This is a genomic window from Brevundimonas sp. LF-1, assembly GCF_037055305.1.
Lineage (GTDB): Bacteria > Pseudomonadota > Alphaproteobacteria > Caulobacterales > Caulobacteraceae > Brevundimonas > Brevundimonas sanguinis.
The window spans coordinates 2,730,252-2,749,358 of the sequence record NZ_CP146349.1 but is presented as its reverse complement, the minus strand read 5'-3'; the positions used below and the strand labels follow the sequence as shown (position 1 = coordinate 2,749,358).

Here is a 19,107-nt window from a genome sequence, read left to right as displayed (position 1 = left end):
GCGCGGCGCAAACAACTGCGCCCCGCTCCGGGTCAGGGAACGGGGCGCAAGGGGGCTGGTGGGATCTCTCTCTCTCTCTCTCACCGGTCTTTAGGTTAGTTCTTCGGTGCCCAGATCCAGTCGATCTTGTCATCGGGAGCGCTCTTCGGCGGAGCTGGCCGCCAGTTGGCGGCGTCGTTCACGTCGCCTTGGCCGCTATAGGCCTGGAGGGTTGGGTAGGCGTAGAGAGGGCGCGTCCGCTTCACGCTCTGATCATCGTTGTACTGCGTTGCGATCACGCCGTCAGGCGCCTGTCCATGTTCGACCCAGGCAACGATTTCGGTAAGCAAGTCGAAAGTGTTCGGCGCGTCGCCCCCGCGGCAATGACCCATTCCCGGCACCATGAAGACACGGAACCATTCTCTCGTGGCGTCCAGTCCTCCCTCTTTCTCCCAAACCCGTTGGTAAAAGTCGAGCAAGCTGGTCGGCGGAATCCCGTCGCCCCAACCGTGGTAAGCGATCATCTTGCCGCCGCGCGCATGAAACGCGGCATAGTCCGGGGCGACCCGCGGCGGGATGCCGTCGAGAAGAGCCGATTGCGCCTCGACTGCGGCGATATCGTTGTCCCAGTCAAAGTCCCTGTAGTGGAAATCGGGGCGAGGCTCAGCGAACACAAGGTGGCGGAGCGAAGTGGTCGCGACCTCGAGATTTCCTTTGCCGCGCCAGCTCAATTCGCTGCCGTAGGGGTAGCCCCCGGGCGAGAGGCGTTCGCCGCGGGAGTTCCTGGGGCCGTTGTAGATCGCCATCGCCGCCTGAACCTGTGCTTCGTTCAGACAGTTAGTGTTGTTTCCTTCCGTGCAGGCGGTCGTGCGCGGGTCGAAGCGGCACAGCCGAGGGTCCGACAGAATGCCGTCGGCCACGCCGTCGAGCTTGTCGCAGGCTTCGAGGACGGCGCGGTGTAGGACGGCCTTGCTTTCATCACTAAAAATTTCGCGATCCTGAGTGTCGAGCAGGATCTGTGCGGCCCAGTTGTTCATGATCGCGCCCTGGCGCACCGGATAGGCGGCGTCGCCGGCGATGATGCCGTCAAAATCCCCGGGATAGTTGTGGGCGCTGTTCATGCCTTCTCGACCGCCTGTCGAGCAACCTTGGAAGTAGTTCTTCGCCGGTCGCTGACCATAATAGGCTGCGATGATGGCCTTAGAAGCAACGGCGACGACGTGAGTGGATCGGTTGCCGTAGTCGGCACGCAGTTCAGGAACATCCGCCCACATGGCGTTTGACCAGAAATGGCCGACATGTCCCATGTTGTGTGCGGCGACAGCGAAATCCCTCGCTTGTGGGACTTCGCACCGGTCCATTCTGATGTCCCCGCACAGGCCGCCGCAGCCCGCCTGGAAGTAGCGTCCATTCCAGCTTTCGGTGGGAAGGCGAAGCGTGAACGAGATCTGGGGGGCGATCACGCCGTTGACCTCGCAGTATTCTTTGAAATTCCCCGAAGCTTTGACGACGTTGGCACTGGTGATCGACGTGGGCGCCTCAGACAGTCCAGAGAAGTCCATTCTTTGGATTGCGGCGCAGTCAACGACCCCCTTTGTCTGCGCGTCCAGCTGGGATGTGGGGGTGTCGCTTTGAGGCGTCTGGGCGGCAGCAGTCGAGTGTAACAACAGAGCTGAGCCGAGTGCGGCGTAAAGTGCATTCATATTAACTCTCCAACCAAGCGGCGATTGTTTCAGGCGTCCAATTTCATCTTCCGAGACGTCATGTTTTCGCCTGAGGGCCGTGCCGGCGCTGCTGCTGTGAGCGCCGCCCAAAGGGGGCGAATCCTTCGCCCAAGGAGGGCCTGCAGATGATATTGAAGCATGATGATCATAATATCATACAAAATCTGGGAGGCGCTCCAGCGTCTTATGAATTTTGGCGGACGAGGGCGGCGGCCGCTCCCAAAGATTGAGAGGTCGGGGGATCTCGCCATCGCTTCTCCTGTCCATGGGCGCGATAACGGCTCGCAGAAGTTGCGCGAGATTTGAGAGAGATGCCGACACTCCACGATGCGGCCGCAGCGCGGCTACGGGCTGCTTATGCGGGTTCGCCGACGGCGCCGCTGAGGACATTCTGGCGCCCACGGACATCGAAGGGGCCTATGCGGTTCAATCGATCAACACGCAGCTTTGGCGCGCGGAGGGTCGAAGGGTTGTGGGGCGCAAGATCGGCCTGACCGCAGAAGCTGTTCAGAGGCAGCTCGGCGTGGATCAGCCGGATTTCGGCGTCCTGTTCGCCGACATGCAGCTTGAGGACGGCGGCGCGCTGGAATGGGCTCGCGTCCTGCAGCCCAAGGCCGAAGCCGAGGTTGCGTTGATCATGGCGCGGGACCTGGATCGAACCGACGCCTCGCCGGAGGATGTCGCAGCAGCCGTCGGCGGCGTTGCGGCTGCGATCGAGATCGTCGATAGCCGCATCGCGGACTGGAAGATCACCTTCGCCGATACCGTCGCGGACAACGGGTCTTCCGCCTTCTACGTTCTGGGCCGGCAGGTCAGACCCCTGGAGGGGCTGGATCTCGCCTCGGCCGCCATGACGCTGGAGTTGGATGGCCGCCTCGCCTCTGAAGGCGTCGGGGCCGCCTGCCTGGGGCATCCGTTGAACGCCGCCGCCTGGCTGGCGCGGACGCTGGCCGCGCATGGCGAGCCGTTGCGTGCCGGCGATATCGTTCTGACTGGAGCGCTTGGTCCCATGGTCGCCCTTGCGCCGGGGATGCACGTCAGGGCGACGATCGAGGGGCTCGGATCTGTGGAGTTTCGCGTGGGAGAACCGGCATGAGCCGAACCAAGGTCGCCATTATAGGGTCGGGAAATATCGGCACCGATCTGATGATCAAGATACTGCGTCTGTCGAAGGGCCTGGAGATGGGCGCCTTGGTCGGCATCGATCCAGAATCGGACGGACTGAGGCGGGCCGAAGGCCTGGGCGTGCCGACGACTGCGGATGGGGTCGACGGCCTCATCGCCATGCCTGACTTCGATCAGATTCAGATTGTCTTCGACGCGACATCGGCCGGCGCCCACGCAGAGCACGATCGCAAGCTGAGGGCGCTGGGCAAGACCGTCATCGATCTGACGCCGGCGGCTATCGGCCCTTACACCATCCCGCCGGTCAACCTGGACGCCAATCTGGACGCGCCGAACGTGAACATGGTCACCTGCGGCGGCCAGGCGACGATCCCGATCGTCGCGGCGGTCAATCGCGTCAGCCCAGTGCGCTACGCCGAGATTGTGGCGTCGATCGCTTCCAAGTCGGCGGGGCCGGGCACGCGCGCCAACATCGACGAGTTCACGGAGACGACCTCCCGCGCCATTGAGGCGGTCGGTGGAGCGGGACGAGGCAAGGCCATCATCGTTCTGAACCCGGCCGAGCCGCCTCTGATCATGCGCGATACCGTCTATTGCCTGTGCGACGCAGCGGACACCGAGCAGGTTCGCGCCTCGGTGGAGGCCATGGTCGCCGAGGTCCAGAGCTATGTGCCCGGCTATCGTCTGAAGCAGGCGGTGCAGTTCGAGACGATCGGCGACAACGATCCGCTCTACATCCCCGACCTGGATGCGCGTTTCACCGGTCTCAAGGTGACCGTCTTCCTCGAGGTGGAGGGCGCGGCGCACTACCTGCCCGCCTACGCAGGCAACCTGGACATCATGACATCGGCCGCCCTGAAAACCGCCGAGCGCATTGTTCTGGCGCGCGCCGAGAAGGAGGCTGCGTAAGATGACGACCACTGAAGCGAAGAAGCTCTATATCCAGGACGTCACCCTGCGCGACGGCATGCACGCCATCCGGCATCGCTATGGCTTGGACCATGTCCGGGCGATCGCTCGCGCCCTGGATGAAGCCAAGGTGGATGCAATCGAGATCGCTCATGGCGACGGGTTGTCGGGCTCCTCCTTCAACTACGGCTTCGGCGCCCATACTGATTGGGACTGGATCGAAGCCGTCGCTGAGGTGGTCCGCCATGCTCGTCTCACGACCTTGCTTCTTCCCGGGATCGGCACGGTCCATGACCTGAAGCGGGCCTATGATCTCGGCGTTCGCTCCGTCCGCATCGCCACCCATTGCACCGAAGCGGATGTGTCGAAGCAGCATATCGAATACGCCCGCAACCTCGGCATGGATGTCGCGGGTTTCCTGATGATGAGTCACATGAGCGCGCCGGAACCGCTGGCCGCCCAGGCCGTGCTGATGGAAGCCTACGGCGCCCATTGCGTCTATGTCACCGATTCAGGCGGCGCGATGACCATGGATGACGTGGCCGCTCGCCTTCAGGCCTATGATCGGGTGCTGAAGCCCGAGACGGAACGCGGCATCCACGCCCATCACAATCTGTCGCTCGGCATCGCAAACTCGATCGCGGCGGTGCAGAACGGCGCCATGCGCGTGGACGCCTCCTTGACCGGCATGGGGGCGGGGGCGGGGAATGCGCCGCTCGAGGTCTTCATCGCCGCCGCCGATCTCTACGGATGGGATCACGGCGCGGATCTGTTCAAACTGATGGACGCGGCGGAGGACCTGGTGCGGCCGCTTCAGGATCGTCCTGTTCGCGTGGATCGCGAGACGCTGAGCCTCGGCTACGCGGGGGTCTATTCCAGCTTCCTGCGCCACGCTGAAAAGGCGGCGGCGGATCACGGTCTGGACGTGCGGCGGATTCTGCTGGAGTTGGGGCGCAGGCGGATGGTGGGCGGTCAGGAAGACATGATCGTGGACGTCGCCCTGGATCTGGCGAACGGTCGCGACGTCGCGGCGCCGGTCTAGGGTTCAAGAGTGGAGGGAATAAGAATGCGCCGTTGGATCACCGGCCTTGTGGGAACCGCCTTCTGGCTGGGCGCAGCGTCGACCAGCACGCTGGCGCAAGCGATGGAGCCCTCGGCGCCGCGGCCGATCCGGCCGCCGCCTGCTCGGCCCTGGCGCGGCTGGATCTGACCCGAACCGCAGATGCGCCCGCCACCATCCTGTCCGCGACGCTGGACGAGGCGGCGAACGGCGAAAAGCCCTTCTGCAAGGTCAACGGCGTGATCATGCCGCAGATTCAGTTCGAAGTGCGGCTGCCCCTCGGCGAGGCTTGGAACGGGCGCTATTTCCAGACCGGCTGCGGCGGCTTCTGCGGCACTGTGCCGGTTGAGAATTTCGCCGACGCCCAGCGCATGGGCTTCGCCGTCGCGGCCCAGAACATGGGTCATGTCGGCTCCGTGCTCAATGATCCGCTTTGGGGCGAGAGTCTGGAGATGCGCCGCGACTACGGGCGTCGCTCTTCCGAGGTCGTCGCCGTGACGGCGAAGAAGGTGGTGGAGGCCTTCTACGGGCGAGCGCCGGACTACAGCTATTTCCGGGGTGCTCCACCGGTGGTCGTGAAGCCCTGAGCATCGCCCAGTATCTGCCCGAAGCGTTCGACGGCGTCATCGCCGGCGACCCGGCCTTTCCGGCTCGCCAGGGAGGCATCGCCAACCTGTGGGACACGCGCCAGTTGCTGCGGCGAGATGGATCGGAGGTCCTTCCCGCCCCGGCGTTGACGCTGCTGCATAAGGCGGTGATGGATAGATGCGACGCGCTGGACGGCGCGGCGGACGGCATCCTGACGGATCCGCGGATGTGCGATTTCGACGTGCGGACCCTGGCCTGCGCCGACGGGGAGCGGGCGGCCTGTCTGGACGCCGAACAGGTTCTGGCGGTTCAGCGGCTCTATGACGGACCGCGCAACAGCGCCGGACGGCGCCTGGCCCCAAGCGGACGAATGTTCGGCAGCGAATTGTCCTGGGAAACCAAGGCGCGTGCAGGCCTGGCCGAAGGTTACGTCCGCTTCCTGGCGTTCGATCAGAATCCCGAGCCCGACTACACGATCTGGGATTTCGACTTTGATCGGGATGTCGAGCGGCTTGAGACGTGGGCCGCCGTCTATGACTCCGTCGCCCCCTATAAGGCGCCCGATCTGACGGCGTTCGAAGCGCGCGGCGGCAAGCTGATCATCTATCACGGCTTCGCTGATGCGACGGTCTCGCCGATCAACATGATCGATTTCTACGCCCAGGTCCGGCAACGGCAGGGCGGCGACGCCGTGGGGAACTGGGCGCGGTTGTTCATGGTCCCCGGCATGTTCCACTGTCGCGGCGGCGACGCGCCCAATCAGTTCGACATGCTGGGGCCGATCATGGCCTGGGTCGAGCGCGATCAGGCGCCCGATCGCATCGTGGCGACGCAGATCGCCGATGGTCAGGTCAAGCGCACGCTGCCGCTCACGCCCTATCCGCAAATGCCGCGCTATACGGGGCAGGGGGATGTGAACGACGCCGCCAACTGGGCGGGGACGACCACGCCAGCCGCAAAGGCGGACGAGCGGGTCGATTGGAACTGGGCGCCGCGCGACTGACGTTGCGGTTTCGGCGTCCAAAGCCGGGGCTCAGGCCCCGGCTTTTTTGTTTCTGGAGGTTGATCAGGCGAAGGGGGTCCGGCCGGGCGCGAGCCTCAGGCCGGGGCGTCCTGTTGAAGCTGTGCGGACGCCTCCGTGTCCTGATGTGCGGCATACCGTTGAGCCATGACGGCGCAGACCAGCAGCTGGATCTGATGGAAGATCATCAGGGGCAGGAGAATCGCGCCCGCCTGGGCGGCCGGAAAGATGGCGCCGGCGATCGGCACGCCGGAGGCCAGGCTTTTCTTGGAGCCGCAGAACACCAGAGCGGCTTCGTCGGCGCGGCAGAGCCCGGCGCGCCGGGCGATCCAGGTTGTCAGGCCCATGATGAAGGCCAGGAGGGCGCAGCAAAGAACGATCAGGACGCCCAGGTCGAGCGCTGACACCTGAGACCAGAGTCCTTCGACGACCGAGGCGCTGAAAGCCCCGTAGACGACGAGCAGAATGGAGCCACGATCGACCTGCGTGGTCAGGGCCTTGTGCTTACGAATCCAGGCGCCGACCCATGGCTGAAGCAACTGACCGGCGACGAAGGGGGCCAGGAGCTGCAGCATAATCTTCCAGATTGCGTCGATCGAGACGCCGGCTTTTCCCCCGGCGGACATCAGCACGGCGACCAGCAACGGGGTCAGGAACACGCCCAGAATGTTGGACAGCGAGGCGGCGCAGACCGCCGCCGGCACATTGCCCCCGGCCATGGAGGTGAAGGCGATCGAGGATTGTACGGTCGAGGGCAACAGCGTGAGAAACAGCAGTCCGCCCGCCAAGGCGCTTCCGAGCAGGACCGCCGCCAGCGGCTGAAGCGCGAGCCCGGCCAGCGGAAAGATGACGAATGTCGCCGCCAGTACGATCAGATGAAGCCGCCAGTGCAGGAGGCCGGCCACAACGGCTTCCCGCGACAGCTTGGCTCCATGCAGGAAGAAGAGAAGGGCGATGGCCGCCGTGGTCACAAGGCCCAGCCCCTCGGCGAATGCGTCCCGCGCCGGCAGGAGGGAGGCGAGGACGACTGTGCCCATCAGCGCAAGGCTGTAACGGTCGATGTAGGAAAGAACGCGACGCATCGCTCACCTCCAATTGCGTATTTTCTATAATATTGTCATACAAAGATAATAGCAACACGACGGGGTGGGACATGTTCACGACGCGGCCGGATATCTACGGCGTATTCGGAATGGCGTCGTCGACGCACTGGATTGCGTCCCAGACCGCAATGGCCATGCTCGAGCGCGGCGGAAACGCCTTCGACGGCGCCGTGGCGGCGGCGTTCGCTCTTTTGGTGGTCGAGCCGCACCTATGCGGCCCAGCAGGCGAGGTTCCAATCCTGTTCCGCCCGGCGGGCGAGGACGAGCCCCAGGTGCTCTGCGGCCAGGGTGTTGCTCCGCGCGCGGCGACGATTGAAGCCTTCGCCCGCCTGGGCCTGGACATGGTGCCCGGTTCAGGATTGATCGCGGCGGTGACCCCGGGCGCGTTCGACGCCTGGATGAAGCTGCTTCGTGATTACGGAACGCTTGAACCGACGACCGTCCTCGAACCGGCCATGGGATACGCGCTTCAAGGTTTCCCCATGAGCGCGGGCGCCGCCGCCGCGTTGGCGGACGTGGCCGATGCGCTGCGCATCCATTGGACTTCATCCTTGCCGGTTTGGCTGCCTGGAGGCCGGCCGCCCGAGGCGGGCGGCTGGTTCCGAAATCCGGTTCTGGCGGAAACGTGGCGGCGGCTGCTGGGCGCGCAAGGTTATGGAAGCCGGGAAACCCGCATCGATCGCATGCGCCGAGCCTGGAGCCAGGGTTTCGTGGCGGAAGCGATCGACCGTTTCGCCTCCGCCGTTCCGCTCATGGACGCCAGCGGACGTCCTCACAAGGGTCTGATCACCGGCCAGGACATGGCTGAATGGGAGGCGACCTATGAGACCCCGGTGTCGATCGATTACGCTGGGTGGCGCATCTACAAGACGGCGACCTGGGGGCAGGGGCCGGTCCTTTTGCAGACTCTGTCCATTCTCAAGGCGTTCGATCTCGACGAGATCGACTTGGAGACGGCTGAGGGCGTCCATCTGATCCTTGAGGCGCTCAAACTCGCCTTCGCCGACCGCGAGGCCTATTACGGGGATCCCAAATTCGTCGACGTTCCCCTCGAGATCCTGTTGTCCGACGCCTATGGACGGGAGCGGGCCGCGTTGATCGCGCCGGCGGCTTCGAGCGTCATCCGGCCCGGACTGATCCCGGGGTTTGAAGACCAGGCGCGTCGGGCCCTGGGGCAGGTGAGGAGGCTTCCGATCTCAGCGGCGGCATCGGCGTCGGAGAGCCGACGATGATCCACCTCCAGCCCACGCGGCGACCGGGCGACACCGTACATCTCGATGTGATCGACCGGTGGGGCAATGTTGTTAGCGCCACGCCGTCAGGCGGGTGGCCCCAGTCGTCTCCCATGGTGCCGGAGCTCGGCTTCGCCCTGAACACGCGGGCGCAGATGTTCTGGCTGGAAGACGGCCTGCCCGGCTCCCTGGCCCCAGGAAAGCGGCCGCGGACGACGCTGACGCCGACCCTGGCGCGCGGGCCGGACGGCCGGTGGCTGAGTTGCGGCACGCCCGGCGGCGACCAACAGGATCAGTGGCAGGCTGCCCTGATCCTGAGATATCTGCACGGCGGCAAGACCTTGCAGCAGGCGATCGACCAACCGCTGTTCCACAGCCTGCATTTCCCGTCCTCCTTTTTCCCGCGCGAAGCGCTTCCCGGGCTGGCCGTGGTGGAGGAGAGCTATGGACCCGAGGCTCATCGCGGATCTACGCCGCCGAGGCCACGAGGTGCAGACGACGGCGGCGTGGACGGCGGGGCGGCTGACTGCGGCGCTGCGGGAACCCGGCGGCGTGCTGCGAGGCGCTGCGACGCCCCGGCTGATGCAGGCTTACGCCGTCGGGCGCTGAGCGCAGACTCAGCCGCGTCGCAGAAAGACTGCGCCGTCCTCGACGATGATGGGGAAGGTGCGCAGCGCCTGTTTACAGGGAAGGGTCAGGGCCTTGCCGCTGCGGACGTCGAAACTTCCCCGTGCAGCGGGCAGAAGACGGTATGGCCTTCCAGCCGGCCTTCTGAGAGCGAGGCGATGGCGTGGGTGCATTCGTCGTCCACCAGATGAAAGCTGCCTTCGCTGTTGCAGAGCAGAAGCGGGTCCATGCCCTCAAGTTCGATGAGCTGCATTTCGCCGGGCGAAAGATCGTCGACGGAACAAAGACGGGTAAGTGCGCACACGCTGGAAATCCCTCCATAGTTTGTCATACAATCATATAAAACTCAGGAGGGATTGCAATGCATCTGGTGATGCTCGACGCGGGAGGCACCATCAGCGCCGTGGACCGAGGGCGCGGCTTCGATGGAGGGGCTCTGGGCGACGATATCCTGGCGCATTTGGTTGAGGCCGCGCCCTGGGCGACGATAGAGGCGCGCTCCGTCTATCGCGGCTTGAGCGAAGCCATGACCTTTGGCGACGCCATGAGCGTGGCGCAGGCGGTCCGTGGGGCCTGCCTTGACCCCGCCGTCGACGCCGTGGTCGTGGCCCACGGCACGGACGCGATGGAGGAGACCGCCTTTCTGTGCGACCTCATCGTTCCGGCCTCCAAGCCCGTGATTTTCACCGGTTCTCAGCGCGCGCCATCGGAGCTGGGCTATGACGGCCTGCGAAATTTGACGGACGCGGTGCTGACGGCGGCCAGGCGAGGCGCCGCGGCGTCCGGCGTCCTGGTGGTGTTCGGCGGATGCGTCCTCTCGGCGACGCGGGCGCGCAAGGTTCACGCTCAAGCCTTGCAGGCCTTCGGTCCCGATGCGGCGGTGGTCGGCCGGTGTGGAGCGGCGTCGCCGCTCGCCGCGCGCCAGCCGAGGCCCGCGTTGCCGTTGTCCGACGCGCCGGCGGCTGCGGTCGAAATCGTCACTCTGGGGCTAGGGTCGGACGGGCGTCTGGTGGAAGCGGCGGCGTCCCGTCTGGATGGAATGGTCATCCAGGGCCTGGGCTGCGGCAATGCTTCGCCCGGCGTCATCCAGGTGGTGGAGAAGGCGGTCGAGGCGGGGCGATTGGTCGGGGTCGTTGCGGGCTGCTTCGAGGGCGAGGCCGCGCCCGCTTACGCTTCAGGACGCCGATTGTCGGACATCGGCGCGATTTTCATGAGGGATATGGACGCACGGCGGGCGCGGATGTTGATCGCCTGCGCCCTGGGCGATCACCGAACGATCTCCGAGGCCTCGGCCTTGATCCTCGACTGGCTGAAAGACCGCTAGGCTCGGGGCGCGAAACGCTCGGCGCGGATGGCGTGGGACGCCACGCCGGCGCCTCTGAGGAACTGCTGCGCCGCGGTCACCATGGCGGGCGGTCCGCAGAGGTGTACGGCGCAGCCCGGTTCCAGGTCCTCTTGCCGGAGCAGATCCACCGCCGTGCCGGTCTCGGCGCCTGTCGCCGTTCCTCGCATTACGGCGATCCTCACCTCGAGGTCCGGCCGATCGGCTTCCAGGGCCCTCAGCTCTTCCAAATGGAAGAGGTCGAGCGGCGCGGTGCAGCCGAAGCAGAGCAGACGGCGGCCGGATCGTCCGCGCGCCGCGCGGATCATCGACAGGAGCGGAGAGAGGCCGGTGCCGCCGCCGATGAAGATCTGGCGCGGGCTGCGCTCATCGAGCGCAAAGCCGCCCAGGCGCCTGAAGGCGGACCTTTTGCCCGAGCTCGGCCTGGTTTTCGAGCCAGCCGGATACGGCGCCGCCGGCGACATGGCGGATCAATAGCTCCATCTCGGGCAGGGCGTCCGGCGTGCTGGCGATGGAATAGGGCCGTGCGACCCTCAGTCCCGGCGGCCGAAGACGGACGTACTGGCCCGGCGCGAACGCCAGATTCTCCGCGTTCTCCAGGTGCAGGACGAGTCGCGTGGTCGTGGGGTTGAGGCGGTCCAGGCCGATGACCTCCGCCTCATAGCGATCGGCCGCCGACGGCGTCGGATGAAGCGGATAATCCAGTTCGAAAACCGCGTCCGAAGCCAGACGCGTCTGGCAGCCGAGTCTTAGGCCTTCGGCCTGCTCTTCGGGCGACAACAGGGCTGTCGGATCGGTTTCGACGACTCCCGACGTCGCCCGACAAAGGCAGGCTCCGCAGTCGCCGGACAGGCAATCATGCCGCATGGGCAGGTCCAGGCGGGCCGCCGCTTCGGCGAGGGCCTCTCCGGCTTCTACAGGAACGTTGACGGCGGCTCCGTCCTGGAACTTCAGCTGTGCGTGAAACATGGCGCCTCTCTGCATCTTGCTACTTTGTCATACAATCATATAGTCTGAGATCAAGAGCTGGCGCGGTTGTCAGCCGAAGTGCGCGGAGGGAGCAGGGCATGAGTGAGGAATCGATCGTCCGGGAGGACGTCGCGGAGATGGTCGGAGACTGGCGCGGTTACGTGGAGGCCAAACTGGGCTTCCGAAACCACTGGTACCCTGTCCGCTTCTCGAACGAGCTGGGCGAGGGACAGCTTCAGGTGGTCGAACTGCTCAGCGAGCGGCTGCTGATCAAGCGGATCGACGGCGTCGTCTATTCGATGCGGGACCGATGCCTGCACCGGGGCGTACCTTTGTCGCAGAAGCCGGACTGCTTCACCAAGGACACCATTACCTGCTGGTACCATGGCTATACCTACCGGTTCCAAACCGGGGATCTGGTCAACATCTTGGCGGTCCCTGACAGCCGCCTGATCGGTCGGCGCAAGATTGTCACCTATCCGGTGGAGGAGGCCCAGGGCCTGATCTTCATCTTCCTCGGCGACGAGGACATGGTTCATCCTCTGGCTCGCGACGTGCCGCCCGGCTTCCTCGACGAAGACCTCATGGTCCTGGGCAAGCACCGCGTGGTCGACTCGAACTGGCGCCTGGGCGCCGAGAACGGTTTCGACGGCCTGCATATCTTCATCCACAAGGACACGACGCTGCGCCACTACCGCACGTTCAACTTCCCGATCGGCCATACGCCGCGCCCGGGCGCCGTCCAGGTGGTCGAAGATGAAGAGGGCCCCAAGGGCGTCACCGACGACTTCAGCCAGCACGATCCGGTGTGGGATGGGGTGATCGACGGTCAGGTCGTGATCAGCGGGCCCCGTTCAGAACAGGTGCATGGGACCTCGGCCTCGGTAGGCACATCGATCTGGCTGCCTGGCGTGCTCAAGGTCGACAGCTTCCCGAACCCTGGCCTGACGCAGTTCGAATGGTATGTGCCGCTGGACGCCAAGCGCCACCTCTATGTCCAGACCATCGGGAAGAAGGTCCAGACGGAAGAAGACCGCAACGCCTTCGCCAGCGACTTCGAGAGCATCTGGAAGCCGCATGGCCTGGACGGCTTCAACGGCGACGACATCTGGGCGCGCGAAGTGACGGAACCCTTCTACGCCGACGACTACGGTTGGGTCGATGAAATGCTGTGCGAGCCCGACAGCACCCTTCTGGAATGGCGCCGCGTGGCGAGCCGGCACGGGCGAGGCATTCAGACGCCCGAGAAGCTCCGGTGAGGGGAGGCGACGACATGCAATCGAAGTTCATTCAGGCCGGAAGCGTCCGGACCCATTATCTGGAAGCCGGCGAGGGCGACCCGCTGGTCCTGGTCCACGGCGGCGGCGCAGGCGCGGATAGCCGCGGCAACTGGGGCGCGACCATCGCCCATTTCTCCAAGACCCGTCGCGTCATCGCGCCGGACATGATCGGCTTCGGCCTGACCGACAAGCCGGATCCCGCCGGCTATGTCTACGATCAGCCCGGCCGCAACCGACACATGGCTGATTTCCTCGACGCCATGGGGTTGGTCGGCGTGGACATCGTCGGCAATTCCATGGGCGGGGCCACCGCGATTGGGGTGGCGCTGGACCGCCCTGACCTGATCGGCCGCATGGTCCTTATGGGGAGCGCAGGGCTTCCCATTCCCGAAAAGCCGTCGCCGCAGCTGATGCACAACCTTCAGTATGACTTCACTGTGGAGGGCATGCGCCGCGTCATCGGCGGCCTGACGGCGCCGGGTTTCGTCCCGACCGATGAGATGGTGCGGTACCGTTTCGACATTGTCGACGATCCTGCCTCACGCGCGGCCTTGGCGGCGATCAATGCGGAAACCCGCAAGGGTACGCTGAACTACATCGAGGAAAGACTCCGTACGATCAAGCAGCCGGTTCTGGTGGTGAACGGCAAGGAGGACGGGGTCTCGATCCTGCCCCGGGCCTACCGGTTCCTCGAGCTTTTTGAAAACAGCTGGGGCTATATCGTCCCGCACTGCGGTCATTGGGCAATGATCGAGGTCCCGGACGACTTCAACGCTGCGGTTGAACGCTTCCTGACGCGGGAGGCCTGATCGTGGGAGGAAGGCGCCGGCCGCCATCCACGCCCTGATTGAGTATCTGGTGGCGACCCCGACGGATCGGACGCTGATTCAGACGGACATCGACGGTCTCATGGACCGTTTCGGAGTTCCTCTCGAACAGCGTGCGGTTCTTCGCCAGGGCTCTCGGGACGAGCTTTCGGCCATCGGCATACACGGGAACTATGTGATCAAATGGCTGATCTGGTCGAAGCGGCCGACCATGCCCTTCTTCCCGATCAGTCACTATTTCGACAGGAGGGCATGATGGGACGCATTGTCGGCGGCTTCGCCATGTCGCACGTCCTAGGCGCGCCCCAAGGCGTTGAAGCGCAGTCCGAACGGGTGTTCGAGGGCATGAAGCGTCTGGGGGCTCAGCTGCGAGCGCTCAAACCCGATGTGCTGGTGATGATCTCCAGTGATCATCTCAACAACTTCAGCCTCAAGCGGCCCATGCCGGTCGGGATCGCTGTGGATGACGCCTTTACGCCTTACGGCGACATGGGTCTTCCCCTCGATCCGATCCGGGGGCGCCGGATTTCGCCCGGGGCCTTGTCAAGGCTCTGGAGGGTAGGGCGGCCGCTTTCAGCGAGGTCCGGCCCGATCATGGGATGATGATCCCTCTCGGCATTGTCGATCCGGACCGCAACCTGGCGGTGGCGCCCTTCTATCTCAACACCGTTTTCGCCGAGGCGCTGGAGCCGGCCCAATCCTATGATCTAGGCCGTCGACTGCGCGCCTATGTGGAGGTGTCGAGGCCTCAGAACGAAACCGTGGCGATCCTAGCAGGCGGGGGGCTGTCTCATTGGCTCGGCGTGCCGGAGGAAGGCCGCGTCAACGCCGAATGGGACGAGGGCTTCATCGCCGACCTGATAGAGGGGCGGGGGCCGACCTCGCCCGCCTGTCTAACTCCGACATTCTGCGTGAGGCGGGCAATGGCGGGCTTGAGGTCAATGCCTGGATCGCCCTGGCGGGGGCCATGCCCGGCTGTCGCGGAGAGCGTCTCTTCTATGAGGCCGTGCCTGAATGGGCGAGCGGCATGGGAGGCGTCGCGCTCACGCCCTGTACCTGACTGCGCGGGCGAGAAAAAGGCGGGTGGAGTTCTATACTCCGCCCGCCTTCCTTTATTGCGGCTTTGGCTCAGGCGAGATGAGCGTCGCGCTGTTCAAACAGGGCGCTGTCCGCGAAACCGGCCGTCTCGGGCCGCCCCTTGCCCAGCATGACCTGAAGGAAGCAGGGCGCGTCGGACTCATTGACATAGCCGTGGATGACGCCGGGCGGACAGGAGATCATTTCCCAAGGCTTCAGGGTCTGCGACAACCGGCGGCCCGCCTCGTCCTCGATGAAGACGACGCATTCGCCCTCCAGAACGAAGAAGACCTCTTCCACTTCGTGGGTGTGCGGCGCGTTTCCCTGACCAGGGGGAACGTTCATGATCGACAGAGTGAAGGCCCCGGCGGGAATGACGCCTGCGTCGTCGTGCTTGCCGGAAGCGCCGGCGCCGACGAAGCGATGCTGCGCCCGGTGATAGCCTTCGATGCTGGCGTCCGAGAAGGCGTTCCAGTCGGCCTGGGTGTCGCTGAAGCGTTTGACGTAGCATTCCATGATGTCTTCCAGCGACGCCTCGACAAGATGGGCCGGGCGGGCGTGGCGGGCGATATGGTCCATGTCGTTGTCTCCTTTAGAGGACGGCTTCGGCGGCTGCGAAGCTGTCGATCATGCAAGATTTGCGGATGAAGGCGTCGTGCTGGTCGGGGTCGGCCGACGCCCGGCGGATGTCCTGGAGTTTGGCCGCCCGAATCTCCGGATCCTGCTCTTCCAGGAGCGTCTTGTTGGCGATGCTCTGCGCCTGGACGCCGTCGATCTGGGCCTTTCGCCGCTGGCGCGTGTAGCGATCGAGGAGCGCTGCGGCGTCAGCCTTATCGAACCAGATCGCCGCCAACTTGTCGGCCAGGTTGACGGCGTCGTGGATGCCGCCGTTCATGCCCATGCCGCCGACCGGATTGTTCACGTGAGCGGCGTCGCCCGCGAGGAGCACGCGGCCGAGATTGAAGGTTTTCGCCACCCTTTGGTGCACCCGGTAGATGGCGGTGGTGACGATGTCATAGGCGCCGGGCTTCGGGCAGAAACGCTGCAGCCGGGCTTCCACCGCCTCCGCAGAGGTCGCCGCCTCATCCGTGGTGTCGGGATCGACGGGGCTGACGGCGCGCCACATGCCTTCGCCGTCCTCGCCGCGCGCCATGAAGAGGTTCATCCAATCATTGGGCGCGGAGAAATAGTTACGATTGGAGATGTGTGAGCCGAGCGTCGAAAAGTCGTGGCGCGTGTCGATCTTGAGGAAACGCTCCGGCCAGGTGAAGCCCTCGAATTCGATGCCCGCGAGCTTGCGGACCGTGCTGCGCCCGCCGTCGCAGCCGACGAGATAGCGACCGGTCAGGCTGATTGGGCGCCCGTCCGGATCGCCAATGATAGCCGTCACGCCCTGATCGTCCTGCGAGAAGCTGAAGAGTTCGTGACCCATAAGAAGTTCGACGCCTTCATCCGCCTGGAGGCGCTCGAGAACTGTTTCAGCGATCTTCCACTGTTCCCATTGCAGGACATAGGCGTGCTTGGGCGGGGACTGCATGGCGCGAAGATCAAAACGGCCGACGAGTTGGCCCGAAAGCCGGTCCAGATAGTGGAAGACGGGTGAAACCAGGCCCTGATCAAGGCCCGCCTCCAGAAGCCCGAGTCGTTCCAGCATGGCGATGGTGGGCGGATGGCAACTCGCGGCCCGGCAGTCGTGATCCGGGCGCGGCAGTTTCTCGATCAGGGCGACCTTGACGCCCGCCTGGCGCAGCGCCAGGGCCAGCACCGATCCGACTGGGCCGGCGCCGATGATTAGAACGCGATCGTCGACAGACATCTTCAAACCCTCCTGCTCAAGGCAGGATAGGAAGCCTATGTTTGTATGACAATCATAAAATATTAGATGGCGTCATCCTTGGCCGCGAGCTTGTGTTCGATCGCGAGCCGGGCGTTTCGGATATGGGCGACGTAGGCTTCGGCGGCGGCGTCTGCATTGCGTTGAACCGTCGCCTCCACGATGGCGCGCCACTCTTCCATCCCGCTTTCAAGGCGGCCCGGCGAGGACATGGCGGCAAGGCGCAGATAGCTCACGCGATTAAGCAGCTGTACGCCCGTATCGCGGTAGACCGGACTGCCGCAGTGGGTCAGGAAATGCTCATAAAGACGGGTGGCCTCACGCGCCAAGGCGAGAGCATCACGCTTTGCGAAGGTCTTGCGCATGATCGCCCAGGATTCGGAGACCTGCTTCATGGCGGCGGCGTCCGCTGCGACGATGAAGCGCCGCAGGGCGACCGGCTCGACCATCTCGCGAAGCTCATAGATGTCGTGGGCGTCCTGCACCGTCAGGATGGCGACGCTGATATTTCGTCTCGGACCGACGCGGATAAGGTTCTCCGCCTGCAGCTGGCGCATGGCTTCGCGAACTGAGGTCCGGCTGACCCCGAGAGCGTCGCAGAGCTCGCGCTCAACCAAGCGGGCGCCGGGCTTGTACAGGCCGGCGGCGATCGCGTCTCTCAGTTTGCGCGCTGCGTGCTCGCGGACCAGCGTCGGCCCTTCTTCGATGCGCAGGTCTTCGGTTTCCATGAAGCTCTCTCAGGCGCGGGTTTCGGCGAACCGATCCGCATGGGTGAACATCGCTATCGTCTTAACACCCGGCAGTAGCAGCACAGGCAGACCCGCGTCCAATCTGACGCATTGAAGCAGGCTGTAGGCCGTAAGGGCGGACGTTTTGGGGTTACTCGGCGCGGCAAGCGCCAGGACTTCGAATCTGAACCGGCCGAAGGCTCCTTCCGCCTCGATGACGCCGAGGGGATCGGTCACCTTTCGCGACGACACCAATTTGACCTGGGTCCGGTCAGGGCCGAGGGCGCTGAGCGCCACGGCGATCGCGACATTGGCGTTCTTGGGATAGTCGCGCGCGGCGTGTCGGGCGGATCCTTGGAAAAAGACCACTTCCTCGACCTCGTGATCCAGGTCGATCGTCTGTTCAGCCTGCGTCCCCCGCCATGCATGAGGCGGCTTGTAGGAGAGGTAGGTGACCGCGTCGACGCCGGCCAGGGCGGCTGCGGTCAGGCCATCCAGGCCCGCCACGGCCCCTGCGCCAAGCAGAAGGCGCCCGCCGCCTTCCGCTTCTGCCTGGGTCAGATCGGCGAGCACCGCGTCGTCTGACAGGATGCCGATGGACGACAACAGCACGTCGATCCCGGCTCGCAGCAGGGGGCGGCAATAGGCGAGGGCGGCCTCATGGCCGGCACACTCGATCACGACCTCGGGGCGCGCCGCGATCAGGGCCTCTACATCATGAACCGCCGCCGGTGCGGATCGGCCCGGGCGCACCAGAACAGCGACAAGCCGATCAGTCTCGCCGAGACGTTTCAGGCAGGCTTCGATCTCCGCGCCGATGGCGCCATAACCAATCAGGGCGAGACGGGGCAGGGCGATTGTCGTCATATATTTTGTATGACGATATTACGGAAGAAGTTCAACCGGCTGCGGACTTGTGGAATTCTTCCAGGGCGTCCAGGAACCTCAAAGTCGCCGTTTCCGCGCTATCGGGCGATTGGGAGCGCACAGCTTCTAGGATTTCCTCGGTGGCCGCGAGCGTGCGTTCACGGTTGGTCGGATCTTCGAACAGGCGAAGGCGCAGAAAGCGGAAACTGTCGTCCACAAGCGCCGAGCATCGGCGGAGCGTCTCGTTCGAGCAGGCGTCCTGTAGGGCGCTGCGGAATTCTCCCTGGGCGATCGCAAAGGCGCGGTGTCGACCGGCGCGGTGCGCCGTCCGAGCCCGTTCAAAGGCAGCTTGAGCCTGGCGAAGGTGGTGAGGCGTCGCCTCCATCGCAGCGCGTCGGGAAACCTGGACATCCAGCATCCGACGATCTCCAGGCGGTCGAGAATCTGCTTCAGGTCGGCCTTGTTGAACGCGTAGCCGCGATCCAGAGGCACAAGAACGCCTTCTCGCGAGAGCTGAAGCAGGGCTTCCCGCACCGGCGTGCGGGAGACGCCGTATCGCGCGGCCAACTCCACCTCCACGAAGCGATGATCGGGCGGGAGCAGCCCCTCCTCCAGATCGGCGCGCAGGCGATCATAGACCTGATCGCGAAGGCGCAAGGGGGCGGGGATGCGGGCGCTTTGCGGCAAGGCGGTGCTCTGAAGTTATCAAGATTTGAGAGGTCGGCCGTCCAGACGGCCCTGACGGCGATTGGACAGCCGAGGCATACGGTATACGGCATACAGTGCAAATCAACGGTCTTGCGGCGCCATCGTCC

At 64.7% G+C, this 19,107-nt stretch carries 21 protein-coding genes; 11 read left to right on the top strand and 10 right to left on the bottom strand.

The features are described from left to right. Positions 1 to 95: 95 nt before the first annotated feature. A complete protein-coding gene (locus V8F63_RS15165; protein WP_392353935.1) occupies positions 96 to 1,793 on the bottom strand; it encodes a tannase/feruloyl esterase family alpha/beta hydrolase in 1,698 nt (565 codons plus the stop codon). Positions 1,794 to 1,896: 103 nt separating this feature from the next. On the opposite strand from V8F63_RS15165, the gene V8F63_RS15160 reads away from it, so the two are divergent. From V8F63_RS15160 to V8F63_RS15140, 5 genes are read left to right on the top strand one after another with little or no spacing between them, the layout of a single operon-like run. Then, positions 1,897 to 2,799: a fumarylacetoacetate hydrolase family protein gene (locus tag V8F63_RS15160; protein ID WP_392353934.1), complete on the top strand. Its 903-nt coding sequence runs from the start codon at positions 1,897 to 1,899 to the stop codon at positions 2,797 to 2,799. After that, the gene (locus V8F63_RS15155) at positions 2,796 to 3,737 is read left to right on the top strand and encodes an acetaldehyde dehydrogenase (acetylating) (RefSeq protein ID WP_392353933.1); all 942 of its coding nucleotides are present in this window, start codon (positions 2,796 to 2,798) and stop codon (positions 3,735 to 3,737) included. Before V8F63_RS15160 ends, V8F63_RS15155 begins: the two co-directional genes overlap by 4 nt. Position 3,738: 1 nt before the next feature. Then, entirely contained in the window at positions 3,739 to 4,779 is a 1,041-nt protein-coding gene (gene dmpG / locus V8F63_RS15150; RefSeq protein ID WP_392353931.1) for a 4-hydroxy-2-oxovalerate aldolase, read from the top strand. Positions 4,780 to 4,811: 32 nt separating this feature from the next. Further along, on the top strand, positions 4,812 to 5,384 hold the full coding sequence (locus V8F63_RS15145; RefSeq protein WP_392353930.1) for a tannase/feruloyl esterase family alpha/beta hydrolase: 573 nt from the start codon (positions 4,812 to 4,814) through the stop codon (positions 5,382 to 5,384). Further along, on the top strand, positions 5,381 to 6,388 hold the full coding sequence (locus tag V8F63_RS15140) for a tannase/feruloyl esterase family alpha/beta hydrolase (protein ID WP_392355111.1): 1,008 nt from the start codon (positions 5,381 to 5,383) through the stop codon (positions 6,386 to 6,388). Before V8F63_RS15145 ends, V8F63_RS15140 begins: the two co-directional genes overlap by 4 nt. Positions 6,389 to 6,483: 95 nt before the next feature. On the opposite strand, the gene V8F63_RS15135 is transcribed toward V8F63_RS15140, so the two are convergent. Further along, entirely contained in the window at positions 6,484 to 7,443 is a 960-nt protein-coding gene (locus tag V8F63_RS15135; RefSeq protein ID WP_392353928.1) for a bile acid:sodium symporter family protein, read from the bottom strand. Between V8F63_RS15135 and V8F63_RS15130 the strand changes: the two genes are divergently transcribed. Both V8F63_RS15130 and V8F63_RS15125 read left to right on the top strand, forming a co-directional pair. Further along, positions 7,398 to 8,741, top strand: coding sequence for a gamma-glutamyltransferase (locus V8F63_RS15130; protein WP_392353927.1), 1,344 nt, complete (start codon positions 7,398 to 7,400; stop codon positions 8,739 to 8,741). The genes V8F63_RS15135 and V8F63_RS15130 overlap by 46 nt on opposite strands. A 444-nt stretch (positions 8,742 to 9,185) precedes the next feature. Further along, positions 9,186 to 9,350 carry a hypothetical protein gene (locus tag V8F63_RS15125; protein WP_392353926.1) on the top strand — a complete coding sequence of 55 codons (165 nt, stop codon included), beginning with the start codon at positions 9,186 to 9,188 and terminating at the stop codon, positions 9,348 to 9,350. An 85-nt stretch (positions 9,351 to 9,435) separates the two neighbouring features. On the opposite strand, the gene V8F63_RS15120 is transcribed toward V8F63_RS15125, so the two are convergent. Beyond that, the gene (locus tag V8F63_RS15120; protein ID WP_392353925.1) at positions 9,436 to 9,672 is read right to left on the bottom strand and encodes a Rieske 2Fe-2S domain-containing protein; all 237 of its coding nucleotides are present in this window, start codon (positions 9,670 to 9,672) and stop codon (positions 9,436 to 9,438) included. A 57-nt stretch (positions 9,673 to 9,729) separates the two neighbouring features. On the opposite strand from V8F63_RS15120, the gene V8F63_RS15115 reads away from it, so the two are divergent. Further along, positions 9,730 to 10,692: an asparaginase domain-containing protein gene (locus V8F63_RS15115; protein ID WP_392353924.1), complete on the top strand. Its 963-nt coding sequence runs from the start codon at positions 9,730 to 9,732 to the stop codon at positions 10,690 to 10,692. Here V8F63_RS15115 and V8F63_RS15110 read toward each other — a convergent pair. Then, positions 10,689 to 11,018, bottom strand: coding sequence for a hypothetical protein (locus tag V8F63_RS15110; RefSeq protein ID WP_392353923.1), 330 nt, complete (start codon positions 11,016 to 11,018; stop codon positions 10,689 to 10,691). The two genes, V8F63_RS15115 and V8F63_RS15110, sit on opposite strands and share 4 nt — an antisense overlap. A 58-nt stretch (positions 11,019 to 11,076) precedes the next feature. Continuing rightward, complete coding sequence (locus V8F63_RS15105) at positions 11,077 to 11,679, bottom strand: FAD-binding oxidoreductase (RefSeq protein ID WP_392353922.1); 603 nt, start codon at positions 11,677 to 11,679, stop codon at positions 11,077 to 11,079. 98 nt (positions 11,680 to 11,777) lie between these two features. Between V8F63_RS15105 and V8F63_RS15100 the strand changes: the two genes are divergently transcribed. The 3 genes from V8F63_RS15100 (at position 11,778) to V8F63_RS15090 (ending at position 14,389) form a co-directional block, all read left to right on the top strand. Beyond that, complete coding sequence (locus V8F63_RS15100) at positions 11,778 to 12,938, top strand: Rieske 2Fe-2S domain-containing protein (RefSeq protein ID WP_392353921.1); 1,161 nt, start codon at positions 11,778 to 11,780, stop codon at positions 12,936 to 12,938. A gap of 14 nt (positions 12,939 to 12,952) precedes the next feature. Then, a complete protein-coding gene (locus V8F63_RS15095) occupies positions 12,953 to 13,768 on the top strand; it encodes an alpha/beta hydrolase (protein ID WP_392353920.1) in 816 nt (271 codons plus the stop codon). A gap of 201 nt (positions 13,769 to 13,969) precedes the next feature. Next, positions 13,970 to 14,389 carry a hypothetical protein gene (locus V8F63_RS15090; RefSeq protein ID WP_392353919.1) on the top strand — a complete coding sequence of 140 codons (420 nt, stop codon included), beginning with the start codon at positions 13,970 to 13,972 and terminating at the stop codon, positions 14,387 to 14,389. A gap of 525 nt (positions 14,390 to 14,914) precedes the next feature. Here the strand turns inward: V8F63_RS15090 and V8F63_RS15085 are convergent. The 5 genes from V8F63_RS15085 to V8F63_RS15065 all read right to left on the bottom strand — a co-directional run bounded on the left by V8F63_RS15085 (position 14,915) and on the right by V8F63_RS15065 (position 18,710). Next, complete coding sequence (locus tag V8F63_RS15085; RefSeq protein WP_392353918.1) at positions 14,915 to 15,442, bottom strand: cupin domain-containing protein; 528 nt, start codon at positions 15,440 to 15,442, stop codon at positions 14,915 to 14,917. A 13-nt stretch (positions 15,443 to 15,455) separates the two neighbouring features. Beyond that, positions 15,456 to 16,679, bottom strand: coding sequence for an FAD-dependent monooxygenase (locus V8F63_RS15080; RefSeq protein ID WP_392353917.1), 1,224 nt, complete (start codon positions 16,677 to 16,679; stop codon positions 15,456 to 15,458). Positions 16,680 to 16,741: 62 nt separating this feature from the next. Further along, positions 16,742 to 17,425 (bottom strand): GntR family transcriptional regulator, encoded by a 684-nt coding sequence (locus V8F63_RS15075; protein ID WP_392353916.1) that lies wholly within the window; start codon positions 17,423 to 17,425, stop codon positions 16,742 to 16,744. A gap of 9 nt (positions 17,426 to 17,434) precedes the next feature. Further along, positions 17,435 to 18,292, bottom strand: coding sequence for an aspartate dehydrogenase (locus V8F63_RS15070; protein WP_392353915.1), 858 nt, complete (start codon positions 18,290 to 18,292; stop codon positions 17,435 to 17,437). Positions 18,293 to 18,323: 31 nt separating this feature from the next. Further along, positions 18,324 to 18,710, bottom strand: a complete 387-nt coding sequence (locus V8F63_RS15065) for an FCD domain-containing protein (protein ID WP_392353914.1) — start codon at positions 18,708 to 18,710, stop codon at positions 18,324 to 18,326. Between the last annotated feature and the right edge of the window lie 397 nt (positions 18,711 to 19,107).

Coding starts and splice junctions, on each gene's coding strand:
- V8F63_RS15095 (WP_392353920.1), top strand. CDS start 12,953: ATGCAATCGAAGTTCATTCAGGCCGGAAGCGTCCGGACCCATTATCTG.
- V8F63_RS15125 (WP_392353926.1), top strand. CDS start 9,186: ATGGACCCGAGGCTCATCGCGGATCTACGCCGCCGAGGCCACGAGGTG.
- V8F63_RS15155 (WP_392353933.1), top strand. CDS start 2,796: ATGAGCCGAACCAAGGTCGCCATTATAGGGTCGGGAAATATCGGCACC.
- V8F63_RS15130 (WP_392353927.1), top strand. CDS start 7,398: ATGCGTCCCGCGCCGGCAGGAGGGAGGCGAGGACGACTGTGCCCATCA.
- V8F63_RS15085 (WP_392353918.1), bottom strand. CDS start 15,442: ATGGACCATATCGCCCGCCACGCCCGCCCGGCCCATCTTGTCGAGGCG.
- V8F63_RS15135 (WP_392353928.1), bottom strand. CDS start 7,443: ATGGGCACAGTCGTCCTCGCCTCCCTCCTGCCGGCGCGGGACGCATTC.
- V8F63_RS15075 (WP_392353916.1), bottom strand. CDS start 17,425: ATGGAAACCGAAGACCTGCGCATCGAAGAAGGGCCGACGCTGGTCCGC.
- V8F63_RS15115 (WP_392353924.1), top strand. CDS start 9,730: ATGCATCTGGTGATGCTCGACGCGGGAGGCACCATCAGCGCCGTGGAC.
- V8F63_RS15065 (WP_392353914.1), bottom strand. CDS start 18,710: ATGCTGGATGTCCAGGTTTCCCGACGCGCTGCGATGGAGGCGACGCCT.
- V8F63_RS15070 (WP_392353915.1), bottom strand. CDS start 18,292: ATGACGACAATCGCCCTGCCCCGTCTCGCCCTGATTGGTTATGGCGCC.
- V8F63_RS15100 (WP_392353921.1), top strand. CDS start 11,778: ATGAGTGAGGAATCGATCGTCCGGGAGGACGTCGCGGAGATGGTCGGA.
- V8F63_RS15110 (WP_392353923.1), bottom strand. CDS start 11,018: ATGATCCGCGCGGCGCGCGGACGATCCGGCCGCCGTCTGCTCTGCTTC.
- dmpG (WP_392353931.1), top strand. CDS start 3,739: ATGACGACCACTGAAGCGAAGAAGCTCTATATCCAGGACGTCACCCTG.
- V8F63_RS15090 (WP_392353919.1), top strand. CDS start 13,970: ATGGCTGATCTGGTCGAAGCGGCCGACCATGCCCTTCTTCCCGATCAG.
- V8F63_RS15080 (WP_392353917.1), bottom strand. CDS start 16,679: ATGTCTGTCGACGATCGCGTTCTAATCATCGGCGCCGGCCCAGTCGGA.
- V8F63_RS15105 (WP_392353922.1), bottom strand. CDS start 11,679: ATGTTTCACGCACAGCTGAAGTTCCAGGACGGAGCCGCCGTCAACGTT.